General features: G+C 67.8%; 13 protein-coding genes. 7 read left to right on the top strand and 6 right to left on the bottom strand.

All coding sequences use genetic code 11. The features are described from left to right. Positions 1-105: 105 nt before the first annotated feature. From H537_RS0113150 to H537_RS42750, 6 genes are all read left to right on the top strand, one after another. Positions 106-951, top strand: coding sequence for a fumarylacetoacetate hydrolase family protein (locus H537_RS0113150; protein ID WP_028998297.1), 846 nt, complete (start codon positions 106-108; stop codon positions 949-951). A gap of 23 nt (positions 952-974) precedes the next feature. Then, entirely contained in the window at positions 975-1880 is a 906-nt protein-coding gene (locus tag H537_RS0113145; RefSeq protein WP_028998296.1) for a 3-hydroxyacyl-CoA dehydrogenase, read from the top strand. Then, positions 1877-3052: a thiolase family protein gene (locus H537_RS0113140; protein WP_028998295.1), complete on the top strand. Its 1176-nt coding sequence runs from the start codon at positions 1877-1879 to the stop codon at positions 3050-3052. The genes H537_RS0113145 and H537_RS0113140 overlap by 4 nt, the downstream gene beginning before the upstream one ends. Then, entirely contained in the window at positions 3049-3579 is a 531-nt protein-coding gene (locus H537_RS0113135; protein WP_238446680.1) for a carboxymuconolactone decarboxylase family protein, read from the top strand. Before H537_RS0113140 ends, H537_RS0113135 begins: the two co-directional genes overlap by 4 nt. Next, positions 3576-4124 (top strand): glutathione peroxidase, encoded by a 549-nt coding sequence (locus H537_RS0113130; RefSeq protein ID WP_028998293.1) that lies wholly within the window; start codon positions 3576-3578, stop codon positions 4122-4124. The genes H537_RS0113135 and H537_RS0113130 overlap by 4 nt, the downstream gene beginning before the upstream one ends. A gap of 691 nt (positions 4125-4815) precedes the next feature. Next, a complete protein-coding gene (locus H537_RS42750) occupies positions 4816-5658 on the top strand; it encodes a tyrosine-protein phosphatase (protein ID WP_051242525.1) in 843 nt (280 codons plus the stop codon). 26 nt (positions 5659-5684) lie between these two features. Here the strand turns inward: H537_RS42750 and H537_RS0113120 are convergent, their stop codons facing one another. The 3 genes from H537_RS0113120 to H537_RS42740 are packed head-to-tail and all read right to left on the bottom strand — an operon-like array spanning position 5685 to position 9106. Next, a complete protein-coding gene (locus H537_RS0113120) occupies positions 5685-6794 on the bottom strand; it encodes a CapA family protein (protein WP_156901669.1) in 1110 nt (369 codons plus the stop codon). A 10-nt stretch (positions 6795-6804) separates the two neighbouring features. Then, on the bottom strand, positions 6805-7902 hold the full coding sequence (locus H537_RS42745) for a phosphotransferase family protein (RefSeq protein WP_156901668.1): 1098 nt from the start codon (positions 7900-7902) through the stop codon (positions 6805-6807). After that, positions 7880-9106 carry a phosphotransferase gene (locus tag H537_RS42740; RefSeq protein WP_064735965.1) on the bottom strand — a complete coding sequence of 409 codons (1227 nt, stop codon included), beginning with the start codon at positions 9104-9106 and terminating at the stop codon, positions 7880-7882. Before H537_RS42740 ends, H537_RS42745 begins: the two co-directional genes overlap by 23 nt. A gap of 260 nt (positions 9107-9366) precedes the next feature. Here H537_RS42740 and H537_RS0113105 point away from each other — a divergent pair, with 260 nt between their 5' ends. Next, positions 9367-12096: a sensor histidine kinase gene (locus H537_RS0113105; RefSeq protein WP_156901667.1), complete on the top strand. Its 2730-nt coding sequence runs from the start codon at positions 9367-9369 to the stop codon at positions 12094-12096. A gap of 204 nt (positions 12097-12300) precedes the next feature. On the opposite strand, the gene H537_RS49150 is transcribed toward H537_RS0113105, so the two are convergent. The 3 genes from H537_RS49150 to H537_RS0113090 form a co-directional block, all read right to left on the bottom strand. Next, the gene (locus tag H537_RS49150) at positions 12301-13521 is read right to left on the bottom strand and encodes a GGDEF domain-containing protein (RefSeq protein WP_238446679.1); all 1221 of its coding nucleotides are present in this window, start codon (positions 13519-13521) and stop codon (positions 12301-12303) included. 106 nt (positions 13522-13627) lie between these two features. After that, positions 13628-14026 (bottom strand): type 2 periplasmic-binding domain-containing protein, encoded by a 399-nt coding sequence (locus H537_RS0113095; RefSeq protein ID WP_051242519.1) that lies wholly within the window; start codon positions 14024-14026, stop codon positions 13628-13630. A 14-nt stretch (positions 14027-14040) separates the two neighbouring features. Beyond that, a complete protein-coding gene (locus tag H537_RS0113090; protein ID WP_028998289.1) occupies positions 14041-15129 on the bottom strand; it encodes a porin in 1089 nt (362 codons plus the stop codon). Positions 15130-15134 lie beyond the last annotated feature (5 nt).

The following is a 15134-nucleotide window of genomic DNA, read 5'->3' as shown; positions in this document are numbered from 1 at the left end:
GCAGCCGGACCTGGACAAGATCCGCTGGAAGAACGCCTGCGAGCTGCTGCACCTGGACCCGGCCAAGCTGGGCCGGCCCGCAACGCAACCGGCGGTGGTGAGCGCATGAAGCTTGCCCGCTGTACCGACGGCGGCGCGCCGTTCTGGGCCGTTGTCGAGCCCGAGAAGGGGACGCTGCGTCCCATCGAAGGCTCGGTCGCGCAATGGGGGCCTGCGCTCACGAGAGGCGAAGGGGAAGCCGCGCTGCGCTTCACCGGCGCACAGCGGCCCATCTCCAGCGTGCGGCTGCTGCCACCCATCGAGAGGACCAACCGTGTCGTCGTCGCCGGCGCCAACTACGCCAAGCACCTGGCGGCCGACTTCGGCATCAAGTCGCACAGCCAGCCCATCGCCTTCCTCAAGGCCCATGGTGCGCTCATCGGCGCCAATGACGCTCTGCGCTACCCGCCGCTGACCAAGGAACTCGACCACGAGGTGGAACTGGTGGCGGTGATCGGCGCCGAGCGCGTGGACCGCAGCAACCCGCTGTCCAGCGTGCTGGGCTACACGGTGGGCAACGACGTCAGCGCGCGCGACCTGCAGCGCAGCGGCCCGCCCGGCGTGGGCATGGACCTGTTCGCCGCCAAGAGCGCCGACCAGACCACGGGCCTGGGGCCCTGGATCGTCACGCGCGACGAGTTCCCGCAAGGCTCGCCGAAGCTGCGCTTGCTGCTGCGCGTCAACGGCGACGTGCGCCAGGACGGCAACACCGCCGAGATGACCTGGGACGTGGGCCAGCTGGTGTCCTTCGTGGATGAGCGCTCGAGCTTCGAGTGCGGGGACGTCATGTTCACGGGCTCCCCGGCGGGTACGGCGCAAGGCAGCGGCAAGTTCCTGCAGCCCGGCGATGTAGTGGAGGCCGAGGTGGAGGGCATCGGCACGCTGCGCAACGTCGTCACGTTGATGGATTGAACCCAGACAGAAAGAAAGACTTCATGAGCATCACGAACAACAAGGTCGTCGTCGTCGGCGCCGGCCTGATGGGAACGGGCATCGCGCATGCCTTTGCCAGCAGTGGCTTCACCACCGTGCTGGTGGACAGCAATGCTGCAGCCACCGACAAGGCGCTGGCGGCGGTGGCCAAGATCCTGGACGACGGCGTGCGGCTGGGCAAGGTCGAGGCTGCGGCTGCCGAGGCTGGCAAGGCGCGGCTGACGGTCGAGGCGGACCTGGCCGTGGCCGCCGAGGGTGCGGCGCTTCTGGTGGAGACCGTCACCGAGAACCTCGCGGTCAAGAAGCAGGTCGTGTCCACCGCTGCGCCGAAGATGGTGCCGGGCGCGCTCATCGCCACCAACACCTCCGCGCTGAGCGTCACCGAGATCGCCACGGCCGTGGAGCAGCCCGAGCGCGTCGTGGGCATGCACTTCTTCAACCCGGTGCACAAGATGAAGCTGGTGGAGCTGGTGCGCGGGCTCGCGACCAGCGACGAGGCCGTGGCCCGTGCGCGCGAGTACAGCGACGCGCTGGGCAAGACGTCGATCGTCGTCAACGAGGCGCCTGGCCTGACGACCAGCCGCATGTCGGCCATGCTCGGCAACGAGGCCATGTGGATGCTGCAGGAGGGCGTCGCCACGGCCGAGGACATCGACACGGCGCTGCGCATGGGCTTCAACCACCCCATGGGCCCGCTGGAGCTGGGTGACCTCACCGGGTGGGACACCCGGCTGTCGGTGCTGCGCTACCTGCACTCGACGCTGGGGGAGAAGTTCCGCCCCTGCCCGCTGATCATCAAGATGGTCGCCTCCGGCCGCCTGGGCCGCAAGGCTGGCGCCGGGGTCTACCGCTATGACGAGAATGGCCAGCGCATCCCCGGCTCCGGCCTGAAGGCGAGCGTGCTGTGAGCGCCGCCGATGTCGTGATCGTCGGCGCGGCGCGCACGCCCGTTGGCAAGTTCAAGGGCAGCCTGGCCGGCGTACGCGCCGACCACCTCGGGGCCGTGGTCCTCAACGAGCTTGTGAGCCGCAGCGGCCTGAAGCCCGAGGTGGTGGACGACGTGATCTTCGGCTGCGTCACGCAAATCGGCGAGCAGTCGGCCAACATCGCGCGGACCTCGCTGCTGGGCGCGGGCTGGCCCGTCTCGATCCCCGGGCTGACCATCGACCGCAAGTGCGGCTCCGGCGAGGAGGCGGTGCATGTGGCCGCCGGGCTCATCGCCTGCGGCGCGGCTGACGTGGTCGTGGCCGGTGGGGCCGAGAACATGAGCCGCGTGCCCATGGGCAGCAACCGTGCCATCCACGGGGAGGCCTTCGGCTGGATGGCCGCGGATCGCCATGAGCTCACCAGCCAGGGCGAAGCCGCCGAGCGCCTGTGCGACGAGTGGCGCCTGGGCCGCGAGGAGCTCGACGCCTATGCCGTGGAGAGCCACCGCCGTGCCGCCGCCGCGGCCGCGGCTGGGTATTTCCGCCAGGAAATCGTGCCGGTGCCGGTGGCCCAGGTGCGGGAGAAGGGCTTGGAGGACGAGGCAGCGCTGTTCCAGGCCGACGAGACCATCCGCCCCGGCACGGCGATGGAAAAGCTCGGCACGCTCAAGACGAGCTTCCGTCCCGACGGGCGGCTCACCGCGGGCAACTCGTCGCAGATCTCGGACGGCGCCGCGGCGCTGCTGCTGATGTCGGCCGACAAGGCCCGTGCACTGGGCCTCAAGCCCCGTGCGCGCATTCGCGCGGTCACCACTGTCGGTTCGGATCCGACCCTCATGCTCACGGGCCCGATTGCCGCCACCCGCAAGGTTCTCGCCCGCGCCGGCCTCACGCTTGACGACATCGACCTCTTCGAGGTCAACGAGGCGTTTGCGCCGGTGCCGCTGGTGTGGATGAAGGAGATCGGCGTGGCGCACGAACGGCTCAACGTCAATGGCGGCGCCATCGCGCTGGGCCACCCGCTTGGCGCCAGCGGCGCACGGCTGATGACGTCGATGCTGCACGAGCTGGAACGCCGTGGCGGCCGCTTCGCGCTGCAGTCCATCTGCTGCGCCGGCGGCATGGGCACGGCCACCATCATCGAGCGGCTGTGACGGTGGCGCGGCTGCCGCTGGTGCCGCTGGAGGCCTTGCCGGGCGAGCTTGCTCAGGCGGTGCGGCATGGCCGCGCCACCCGCATGCTCAGCTCCACCGTGCCGGTACAGGTCTGGGCGCATCGCCCGCAGGTCGCGCTGGCCTGGCTGGCGCTGCTGGACCAATTCCACAACCATGGTGTGCTCGATGCGCGGTTGCGCGAACTGGTGCGGCTGCGCATTGCCACCTTCACCCAGTGCCAGGCCTGCCAGGTCGCCCGCAAGAGCGACGCGGTCGACACCCGGGACTTGGCGGCGCTGGCCTGCCAGGATGCCGACAGCGAGCACTTCAGCCCGGCCGAGCGCGCGGCGTTGCGCTACGCCGAGCGCTTTGCCGTGGACCCGCATGCCATCGACGATGGCGACTTCGACCACTTGACTGCCCACTTCACGACCGCCGAGATCGTGGAGTTGCAGATGTTCTGCGCGCTGATGCTGGCCGGTGGCCGCATGACGCTGGTGCAGCGCGCCTACGAGGAGAAACCTTGACCACTTCCCTGTACGACATCCCGCTGCAGGCCCTGGACGGGGCGCCCACCACGCTCGAGCCCTGGAAGGGGCAGGTGCTGCTGGTGGTCAACGTGGCATCGCAGTGCGGCCTCACGCCGCAGTACGCAGGCCTGCAGGCGCTGCACGAGCGTTACGGCAACCGCGGGCTGCAGGTCCTGGGCTTCCCGTGCAACGACTTTGCTGCGCAGGAGCCCGGCAGTGCGGCGGACATTCGCGACTTCTGCGACACGCGCTTCGGCGTGACGTTCCCGCTGTTTGCCAAGCTCAACATCAACAGCGAGCCCCGGCACCCGCTTTACGCGGCACTGATTGCCGCGCAGCCGCAGGCACAGCCCTCCGGCGACTCCAAGTTGCACGAAACGCTGGGCAAGCACGGCCTGTTGCCCAAGCACGCCAGCGACGTGACATGGAACTTCGAGAAATTCCTCGTCGGCCGTGACGGCCACGTGATCGGCCGCTTTGCACCCGACATCACGCCGGACGATGCGCGTCTGAGCGCGGCCATCGAGGCGGCGCTGGGCTGATTTCTCAGGCACCATCGTCAATTGCGCAAACGCGTGAGACGATGACGGGAAAGACTCGAACTGCTGTGGCGTTTGCGCTGCGCACCGTCGCGGACACCATTGCCATGGCGCTGCTCATTGCAAGGGCATATCCGCCCGCGCAGCGGGCCCAGCGCGCTGTACGAGGCCGCGAGCACGCAGCGAGGCCCTTGTCACGTGGGCCGCGGTGCTAGCCACGCACGGCCGACCGCGGCATTTCCGTGTTCAACACGCTGCGCTTTTGCCGTGACCCGACACCCGACGGTACACCGCCACGGCATGGAGCAACTGCAGCGCCGCTCCAGCCTGCTCATCGTGTCCGGTGTGCTGCGCTGCGGCCGGCGGCGCGGGACCGCAGGATGTGTCTGACCAGGCGCTGCAGCTGCTCACGGGCAGGGTCGAGCAAGGTCAGCCGCCGAAGCGGATGGGGGCGCCCCGCACGCCCCATCCTTCGGTCCCGCCGCGCAGCTTCCTGCTGTGCCCCTGCCCGCAGCGCGCGGCGTTTCGGGGGGCGATGTGACGACACGGCGCACTGGCGCTGTGAGCGGCCAAGCGGCCACGCCGGCCCTGATCAGCCGGGCCCTGGCCGGTGCCCCGTTTGCCGAGACAGCAGCGAGGAGTGCTGAGCGAGCCTGGCGGCTCCCCAGGCGCCTTCCAGGACCCAAGGACACACATGCCTGCATCGACCGTGACACCTGACGAGCATCGCCTGCTGCCGCTGGCAGGCGGGCACAACTTTCGCGACCTTGGAGGCTACGAAACCGCGGACGGCCAGCGCGTGCGCCGGCATGTCCTCTACCGCTCGGGCAAGCTCTCGGGGCTGACGTCGCAGGACGTGGCGCTGCTGGCATCCAAGAGCATCCGGGTCGTGTGCGACCTGCGTACACCCGTGGAGCGCGAGAAGGAGCCATCGGTCACCGGCTTCAGCGCGTGGCATCGGGGCTGGGACTACGACGCCGGCCACAGCCGCCTGCGCCAAGTCGCTGCCGCCCGGGAAGCCACCCCGCAGGATGTGCATGATGCGCTGGCGGCGACCTACCGGAAGATGCCCTGGCACTTTGCCGGCCCGTATGGATGCGTCTTCAACCACATTGTCAGCGGAGACGTGCCGCTGGTGTTCCATTGCATGGCGGGCAAGGATCGCACCGGGCTGTTGGCCGCCCTGATCCTGCGGGTGCTGGGTGTCCCGGAAGCGACGGTGCTCGCCGACTACCTGCTCACGGACCGCTGCCTCGACATCGATGCACTGGTGGCAACCCCGCGTGCAGCGGGCTCCGATGCCGCTGCCGCTGGCTTCGCCTACCTGCAGGCCATGCCGCCCAACCTGCGCGCCCCGCTGCTGAAGTGCCATCCGGCCTATTTGGAGGGCGCACTCAGGGCGGTCGAGGCCCGGCACGGCTCGGTGCTGGGCTACATGCACGAGGCGCTGGGCGTCGGTGGCGATGGTATGGCTGCCCTGCGCCATCGGCTGCTGGAGCCCGCCGGCCAAGAGGCCGGACCAGGCCGCCGCGCCTGAGGCGGGGTGCTGCGGCACCCGCCAAATCAGGAAATCACGACGCGGTCGTGCATCCGGGTGAAGCGGGCCTGCAGGCCCGCCGCCGCGCTGATCGCCTCGGTCTCGTCCGCGATCTCGCCAAACAGCGCATCGTTGGCATCCAGGAAGGAGGGCCGTGTGGCCTCGTCAGCAAACACCGGCGTGAAGGCGACCCGGGCGATGCGTCCGTGCTCGATGTCGATCCTGGCCGCCAGGCCCTTGCGCTTGTGCTTGCCGACGACGGCTCTGACGCCGATGGGCGTGTCGCCGGTGTCGCGTGGCCCCTTCATCAGGAACTTGCCCAGCGAGTAGAAGACCACCTTGCCCTTGTAGACCTCGATGCCCTTGGTCACGAGCGTGCCGTGGCCCAGGATCAGGTCGGCGCCATGGTCGATGCAGGCACGCGCGGCCTCGCGCTGGTAGTCGCCGATCGCCACGCGGTCTTCCAGCAGGCCCCAGTGGACGCTGAGCACCACGATGTCGGCCTGCTCACGTGCCGCGCTGATGCTGGCGCAGACCGCTGCCAGGTCCTTGCGGTCCACCAGTGTCCCGATCTGCGGCGCCAGCCCCCAGTCGTTCCAGTTGGGGTTGTGGAAATAGCTGTGCCGTCGCAGTGGGGCGACGCCGGGTGTGCGGCGCCCGGCGTGGGCACCGGGCAGCAGTGCGGCGGTGCAGCCCACGAATGCGACCTTCACGCCATTGCGCTCCAGCACCACCGGCGCCAGCGCCTCGGCGATGTTGCGGCCTGCGCCTACCGGCGCGATGCCTGATTCCCGCATGAGCTCCATGGAGCGCAAGAAGGCCCGGTAACCGGCGTGCATCGAGTGGTTGTTGGCGAAGGACAGGACATCGAAGCCCTTGGCTGCCTTGAGGCGGATGGCTTGCGGATCCCCCGGAGTGAACAGGTCCTCGCCCTCCACGTCGTCGTTGAGGTGCGCTTCGACGGGATGAGTGTCCCCTGCCTCTTCCGCGTAAGGCCATTCGCAGTTGCCAAACGTGAAGTCGGCTGCCTGCAGGACGGGGGCGGCGGGGTCAAGCAGTGTCGCGTCGTAGCGGGCGATCATCACGTCGCCCACCCCCACGAGCGTGGCGCATCCCGATGTGGTTTTCGTGGTCACGGTGTTGCTCCTAGGCCCGGCGGTCACTGTCCAGATACCGCGACAGGCGCTGCGTGGCGAAGTCGAGCAAGGCCCCGGACCGGTTGACGCTCTTGCCGTTGCGGAAATCCCGGATGGAAATCACTGCATGCTTGAGCGCAGCGATGGCTTCGTAGTACTCGAAATGCGGCATCGGACGGCCGTAGAGACGCTCGAAGCCACGTATCGCGGCTTCCCGGTCGGGGATGCCGGCGATGCGCTGGTGACCAAGGCGCAAGCTGAAGAGGTCTTCCGCGTACAGCCACCAGGCCAGGTCGATCTCGGCCGGTCCGAGCGTCGCCACCTCGAAGTCCAGTAGCGATGCCACGCGCAGGTCGGCTGCGAACATCGTGTTGCCCATCCGGGCATCGTTCCAGACCAGTCCGGCGTGCTCCACTGGCGGCCGATGCTCCAGCAAATGGCGCAGCGCCCGGTCCAGCAGCGGATAGGGCTCGCCTTGCGCAGCCCAGGCAAGCCACCGGCCGATGAAGTGCTCCAGGTAGAAGCCGGCATCCGGCGCCTGCTGCAGCTCCCGCGCCATGAAGCTGAAGTGCTGCCAGCCGATCCGGTGGAGCTTGGCCATCTCCGCGATGGCGTTCCACCATGCCCGCTCGCGCTGTGGGGCCGTCAGTTCAGCGGCGAACCAGCCCTGTGCGTGGTAGCTCGGGAAATCGGCGGGCACCCGTCCTTCGACCCGCTCCATGAGAAAGAAAGGCGCCCCCAGGATCCCGGCATCCTCCTGCGCCAGGAACAGGCCCGGGACGGCCACGTCGGCAGCATCGGCGATCGCGGCCATGGTCCGGTAATGATGCAGCACGTCGGACTGCAGCGGACAGGCCGCTCCGCGCTGGATGCGAGCCACCAGGTCCCGCTCGTGCCCCACGCCCTGCTCCCGCCAGCTCAGCTTGAACAGGATGGTCCGGCTCGACGATCCCTGTGCCGGCTCGACCGGGTCGCTGATGTCCAGGTCGCAGGCGCCAGGCATCCGCGTGGGCAGCCAGCCGCGCAGGCGTTCCATCAGAGCGGCGGTGCTGAGGGGAGCGGCATGTTCCTTCAACATGGAATGGTTACGGCTCAACGCCGGCTCCAAGCAGCTTGCGCAGCCCCGAGGCGATCGGCCGTGCCCCTTGGCCCAGACGCACGGTGCGCCGCGGTGCCTTGCCAGCAGTCAGCAGCGGGATGGTTTCCAGGTCCTCAGCCGCGCAGAAGAAGCGCTCGACCATGTGCATGCCGCCCTGGCCCCAGTGGTCGACGTTGGCCAGCCAGGCCTGCATGCCGTAGACCGGCCAGCGGCGAAAATGTGCCCAGGCGCTGTCCTGGTCCGGCACGTCGCGCGCACCCGTGGCCGACAAGGCTTCGCGGTAGTGACGGATGAGCTCGGCCGCCGAGGTGCGACGCTCCTCGATCGTCAGGGCGCCCAGCATGAAGTAGGTGACGTCACGCCAAGGCTGGCCCTGGCGCACCAGCTGCCAGTCGTGCCAGACACGCTCGCCGCCGGCACGCAGGAAACTGTTGCCCTGGTGCGAGTCGCCATGCACCAGGCAGCGTGGCCCGGGCTGCGTGCGCGCGAACTCCGCCAGCTCGTCAAAGGCGTGCGCCAGCAGCGTCGGCTGGTCGTAAAGCCAGCGCGGCAGGAAGGCCTGGTAGCTCGGCTTGGCCAGGTTCAGTTTGATGTAGTTGTACATGCGCAGAACCTGATCGGTGTCGACCGGCGTGTTCATGGAGGTCTGCAGCCAGGACTGTGCCGCCAGCAGCGGGCTGTCCCACAAGGCGCCATGCAGCGCCGCCAGCGACTCCAGGCCCCTGGCCACCCCGTCCACGCCGAGGTGGTGCGCGCTGTTGCCGAAGTCGCCTTCGGCCACGCCCAGGTCTTCCATCACCACAACGCCCCGGCCCCCACCGTCGCCGTCCCAGTCGGCGTAGTACGAGCGCGGCACCGGAGCCTGCAACTGGTCACGCATCAGGTGGTAAAAACGTGCCTCGAACTCGCAGATATCCCCGCTCTCAAATCCCTCCGACCAGTTGGACTTCAGGCACACCTGGCTGGGAATGCCGGCGGCTCGTCCAACCTCGTTGAGTTCCAGTGCCACGCGCAGCTTGGTGGTGTGGCTGTTTTTGATCTCCACCACCGACAGGCCATGCACCTCGATGCCGGTGTAGCGGTGCGCCAGCAGGCGGCTTAGCCACTGCGAGTTGACCTCGTGCAGGTGGCGTGGCAGGCGGCCCTGGCGTGTGGGGTAGGGACGGTCCGATGCCGTGGGCGGCGAGGCGTCGGCTGCGTGTGTCTGGAGCATGCAGCCAGCGTAGCGAGCGCCCTGCGACGCGGACAACTGCTGCGCTCAGCTTTGTCTATCGCCGAACGCACCTGACGTATCGATGGCCGACAGGCTGGTGTAGTTAAGACTTGTCACAAGTCAAGAGGCCGGATGTCAGAAAGAAGAAAATACAAGGGTTGCTGGCAACTCTCCGGGACGAACACGGCAGCCCGTGGTGCAAACCTGCACAAGGCCGCCCGGCTCTTGCAGCTTCGGAATTTGCTCCTAAAACAAGAATGATGGACAACCCCCATCGCCTGTGGAGCCTGCGCGACTTGGCGTTGCTGGCGACCGCGCCCGAGCCCGAATACGACGACCTCGTACGGGTGACGGCGCGGCTGTGCGGCACGGCCTCGGCAGCACTGACGCTCGTGGATGGGGAGCGGACCTGGGTCAAGGCCTGCTTTGGCGCAGTGATGCCGGAGGTGGCACACGGGGTGTCGCTGTACGCACAGGCCATCGCCGGCAGTGGTCTGTTCGTGCTGGAGGATGCCAGGCTCGACACCCGCTGGCGGGACACTCTCCTGGTGAAGGAGGCGCCGCACATCGCCTTCTACGCCTGCATGCCGCTGGTGCTGGAGGGCGGGGAGCGCGTGGGCCTGCTGGAAATATTCGATAGCGTGTCCCGACACCTCGATGCCGAGGCCGCGGACCTGCTACGGCTCCAAGCGCGGCAGGCGGTGTGCCTGCTGCAGGCGCGTCTGGATCGCCGGCGATACCAGGAAACCTCGCAGCGGCTGGAGGAGTTGCAGGCCGTGAGCCATGTCGGCACACGGGCGCTGGAGCTGGCAAGCCAGCGCCTGCGCCTGGCCTGTCGCCTGGGCCGGCTCAGCGCCTGGGACTTCGATGTCCTGCAGCAGGCCCTGCACTGGGACGAGGAGCTATTCCACATCTTCGGCTTCGACGTGCACCAGCAGCCCGATGTGGCACAGGTCTTCGAGCATTTCGCACCACCAGATCGGGAACTGCTGCGCGCCGCGTTCGAGAGCTGCTGCCGCGACGCACAGCCCTACGACCTGGTCCTGCGGATGACCAACACCCGCGGCGAAGCACTGTGGACGCGCTCCATCGGCGAGGCCGTGCGGGATGCCGAAGGCCGTGTCGTGCGCGTGCAAGGCGCGTTCCAGGACATCACGCAGCAGGTGCACGCCGTCGAGGAGAGAAACCGCGTCGGGCGCCAGCTCGAAGCGACGCTGGAGCGCATGAGCGACGGCTTTTACCTCCTCGACCGCGACTGGCGCATGCTTTACTTCAACGCTGCGGCCGAACAGGTGCTGGCCAAGCCACGCGCCGCGGTGCTGGGGCGGCGCGTCTGGGAGGTATTTGCCGGGATTGTCGGCTCGGAGCTCGAGCGCACCTACCGCGACGTCATGGCGAGCGGCCGCACTGCGCGGCTGGAGTACCACTACCTGCGCCAGGATCGCTGGTACGACGTCACCGCGTACCCGTCTGACGAAGGCATGGCGGTCTACTTCCGCGACATCACCGAGCGGCGCGCCGAGATAGAAACCTGGCGTCTTCTGGCCGAGGCCATGCCACTGATCGTGTGGACGGCGCGCCCCGATGGGCAGGTCGACTACGTCAGTCCGGCACTTTCTTGCTATGCCGGCTTGCCGGGCGAGCGGTTGCTGTCCGAAGGCTTTGATGCCCTGGTGCATATGCAGGATCGGGCGTGCGCAAGGGACGCCTGGAACAGGGCAGTCCAGACTGGACAGCCTTTAGAGGTCGAGATGCGGCTGAGGCGGGCTGACGGGGTCTACCGCTGGCACCTGGCGCGTGCAGTGCTGGTATCCACCGAGAAGTGCGGTACCCGCAAGTGGTACGGATCGTCCATCGACATCGACGACAACAAGCGGCTGGAGCAGTCGGCGCGTGCGCTGGCCCGTCGGCTGGAGTCCACGATGGAAAGCATCACGGACGGCATCTTCGCGCTGGATCGCGAGTGGCGCTTCACGCTGCTCAACCGGCAGGCCGAGGTGATGCTCAAGCGCCCACGCGACGAACTGCTGGGTCGCAACATCTGGCGGGAGTTCCCGCAGGCAGCCGGCTCGGAGTTCCAGCGACAGTACGAGCAGTGCCTGGCCAGCGGACGCATCGTTCGCTTCGAGGAACCGTTCGCACCACTGGGCGCCCACTTTGAAATCACGGCCTATCCCGCTGAGGAGGGCCTGACGGTGTTCTTCCGGGATGTCACGCAGCTCAAGCAGGCCCAGAGCGACCGCGCTGCGCGCGAGGCAGCGGAACAGGCCAACCAGGCCAAGAGCCGATTCCTTACGCACATCAGTCACGAGCTGCGTACGCCGCTGAATGCCATCATGGGTTTTGCGCAGCTGATGCAGCTGGACGCGCAGACGCCGCTGGCGCCCAACCATGTCGAGTGGGTGCGCAAGATCCATGCTGCCGGTGAGCACCTGCTGGCCATGATCAGCGAGATGCTGGACCTTGCCCGCATCGAGGCCCGGGGTATCGAGCTGCGCCTGGAGTTGCTGGACATTCACGCGGTAGCCACGGCCAGCCTGGACGTCATGGAGCCTCAGGCGGCGGCTGCCGGTGTGTTGCTCACCAACGATGTCCCCATCGGGCTGCCGGCGGTACAGGCCGACGCCCTGCGGCTGCGCCAAGTGCTCCTCAACCTGGTGTCCAATGCCGTGAAGTACAACCGTCGCGGTGGCTGGGTGCGCGTGTCGGCCCAGGTTGTCGGCGATCGCATGCGCCTTGACGTGGAAGACACCGGTCAAGGCTTGAGCGACGAGCAGCTCGAGCAACTGTTCCAGCCTTTCAAGCGCCTGGGTGCCGAGCGCTCTAAGGTCGAAGGCACCGGTATCGGGCTCGTGATCGCCCGACGGCTGGCACAGCTCATGCACGGCGACTTGCGCGCCGCCAGGGGGGCAGCTGGCGGCAGCGTGTTCACGCTGGAGCTTCCCATTGGTGAGGCCGCGGCCGATCCGGACCAGTCCCCAACGGGCTGAACGTGTTCGACATGCATGGCGCGAGGGGCTGCGGCGGCGGTTCCTCACAGCCCGTCACTGCATCGCGCTGTCGACCGATGCCCCTGGTGCGCAGGGCCGAGTGCGCATGCCCGCTGCGCTTCGGCAGCTTCTGGACCAGGCCAGCCGATGGCCCTGTGTCGTGCAGCAGATCGATGCGCAGTCGCACGGGACGTGCAGCAGCGATCAGCCGACATGCCTGTCGAGTGCATCGGCGTCGTTGCCGACGACCCGGTCACGCTGCTGCTTGGCGATGTAGAGCCGGTGGTCAGCGCAGCTCAACAGGCGCTGCAGGTCGCACTGCAGCGCGGGCTCCGTTGTGCTGGCCACACCTGCACTGAAGCGAATGGGGGGCGCTGCGCTGTCGGCCAGGAGGTTGGCTCGTACGCGCTCGGCCACGCGCACGGCTTCAGCGGCAGCGGTATCGGGCAGCACGAAGAGAAACTCCTCGCCGCCCCAGCGGCCCAGCAGATCGCTGCGCCGCAACCCGGCCCGCGCGCGTGCCACGAAGCGTTTGAGAACCGTGTCGCCTACGTCATGGCCGTGCTGGTCATTGATCTTCTTGAAATGATCCAGGTCACACAGCACCACCGACAGCGGTTGGCCGCGACGGGCGCGCGCGAGCTCGCGCTCGAGTTGCGGCAACAGGCCGTGACGGTTGAGCGCACCGGTGAGCGCGTCGGTCATTGCGGTGGCGGCGAGCTTTTCGCGCAGGTCCTGGTACAGGCACTGCAGGAAACCTGCTGTGCTGAACAGCGCCCACAGCATCTCTACCAGCAACCCACGCCGGGCTACCTGTTCCGAGGACGCGGCTGACGTGTCCAGCAGGAGCAGGTTGCTTATCAACATCAGCCCCGCCGTCGCAGCCAGCAGCCGTCCGCCCCAGGTGCGGCGTGCCAGCATCAGTGCCTCGCGCAGCAGCAGCATGCCCACGAGCAGCAGCCCGGCCAGGAAGATGTACAGAAACAGCGTGATGTCCAGCACGGTATCCAAGGCGACTACGGTGATACCCGCCAGCAGCGAGTGGCGTAGCAGGTGGCTGCGGCGCACTTCGCGCCCGCGCAGGCCACGCAGCCCCATCGCCTGCCAGTACAGGCCGCACAGCATCAGCGGCAGCATCAGTGTCATGCCCGGCAGATGCAGGCCCAGGAACGCGAAGACCTCCTCCAGCGGGGTCATCAACCGGGAGAGGATCAACAAGGACGCACCGATGAGCCAGGTGTCGAGCCGGACCGCGGCCGTATCCAGGCCCAGCCGCGTGACCAGCAGCACCACCCCCATGGCCGAGGCAAGGATGATGTTGAAGACAACGAGGGCCGGGGTGTCGATCAGGGTCAGGGCATGCATGTTTGCGCTATCGGCCGCTGCACAGCCGGCTCGATACCGCGGCGGTTGCAGCGTGTGCACTGCTGCACACGCCCGGGCCGCATGTCATGCCCAGGACGCGCGGCCGCGGGTCGGCCCTGCACACAGGGCTCGACGCAGGAAGGGAATGCCGCCAGGCGCGTCGGGCTCAATCGAGGTCGAGCAGCACCTTGATGCTGTCATCCACGGCCGCCTTGTCGATGTAGCCTACCGCCTTGGGGTTGGCCGCCACGGTCTTCTTTACCTCGGCGGCGTTCGCAAGTTCCCTGGGCGCCTGTCCCTTGCCCGAGAACAGCAGGCGCGACCAGATGGCCTTCACCTGCGCCAAGTCGCGCCCGGCCACCTTCCTGTAGAAAGCGGCGCGGATGGGGGACGAATCCGGCTGGTCCAGCGGCGTCAGCGAGGTGTTCCGGCCCAGGAAAATCGCGGCCGCCTGCTCCTTGCTCAGTGCCGGGGCCAACGGGTGGCCGACGACCACGATGCCGGCGTGGGCGGTGGTGAGCACCAGCGTCAATGCGACGCCTGCAACGACTTGCTTCTTGCGCATCGCTATGGCCTGCTTCAGAACACGAAGTCCATGGCCACGCTCATCGCGCGCACGCTGGGTTGTCTGGCAGTGAAGCCCGGCGTCGGATCGACGAAGGCGTATTTCGAGTGCCGTGTGGCTTCGATCTGGGCCTTCAACGCCACGTTGCGGGCCACGTCCCAGCGCAGGCCCACCGCTCGCGTCGTGCCGTCCGGCGCGTTGACGCCGAAAGAAAGGCCTTCAGGCATGAAGCGGGCATAGGTCGCGTAGGGCGTCAAGCTGCCCAGGCGCAAGCCGGCACTGACGTAGAAGGCGGCGTGGTCGAGAAGACCCATGGCGCTGTAGCTGCGCCAAATGTATTCGCCCACCGCAATGAACCTGCCGTCGTCGTACTGCGCGCCGATGTCGGTGAAGGTGTCGTCGCCGCTGGGGACCGGGGTACCAGAAAACGTCGCCCCCTTGCCCAGCGTCCTGCTGGCGCGCAACGTCCACGCGTTCCTTTCCGCCGTGACCGCCACCGAGTAAAGCCGCCGGTATTTCAGGTCGGTCCTGACTGCCAGAAACAGCGGCGCCTCGCTGGTGCCTGCCGAGGCTTGCACGCCCAGGTTGACCGGACCGTCGCTGCTGCGCCACAGCAGCTGTGCGCCATCGAAGGACGTGTGCGCGTAAGGACCGTACACCTCGTTGGGAGCACGCAGCCAATGGATGGCGTAGCCGACGTTGCGGGTGTCCGAGACCATGAAGATGGGCAGCACCAAGCGGCCCGCGCGCAGGTCCAGGCCTTGCATCGGCGTGGACTGGACATACAGCCACTCAAGCTGGGGACCTTCCCGGCCATCACGCCGGCTGGTCAGCACCTGGCCCACGGCGGAGAAGGCCTCGTCGACGTGCAGTGTGGCCTGCAGGCCCAGGCGCGAGTCCACGCCAAGGTCCACCGAGCGGTCCGCGCCCTTGTGCTGGCGGGGACTGCTGCGGAACTGGACTTCGTCGGTAGAGGCCCTGACTGCGCCCAGCGTGCCATAGCCGCCGAAAGTGAAGGACGCCTCGGCCCAGGCACTGAATGCACACGCGCCCAGAGCAGCCAACACGGCCACCGTGCGCATGGAAGGGAATGTCTCGTACATCGCGT

Origin of the sequence: Azohydromonas australica DSM 1124 (assembly GCF_000430725.1) — a bacterium.
Classification (GTDB): Bacteria; Pseudomonadota; Gammaproteobacteria; order Burkholderiales; family Burkholderiaceae_C; genus Azohydromonas; species Azohydromonas australica.
The sequence above is the reverse complement of the archived record's forward strand: the minus strand, read 5'-3'. Positions and strand labels throughout refer to the sequence as shown.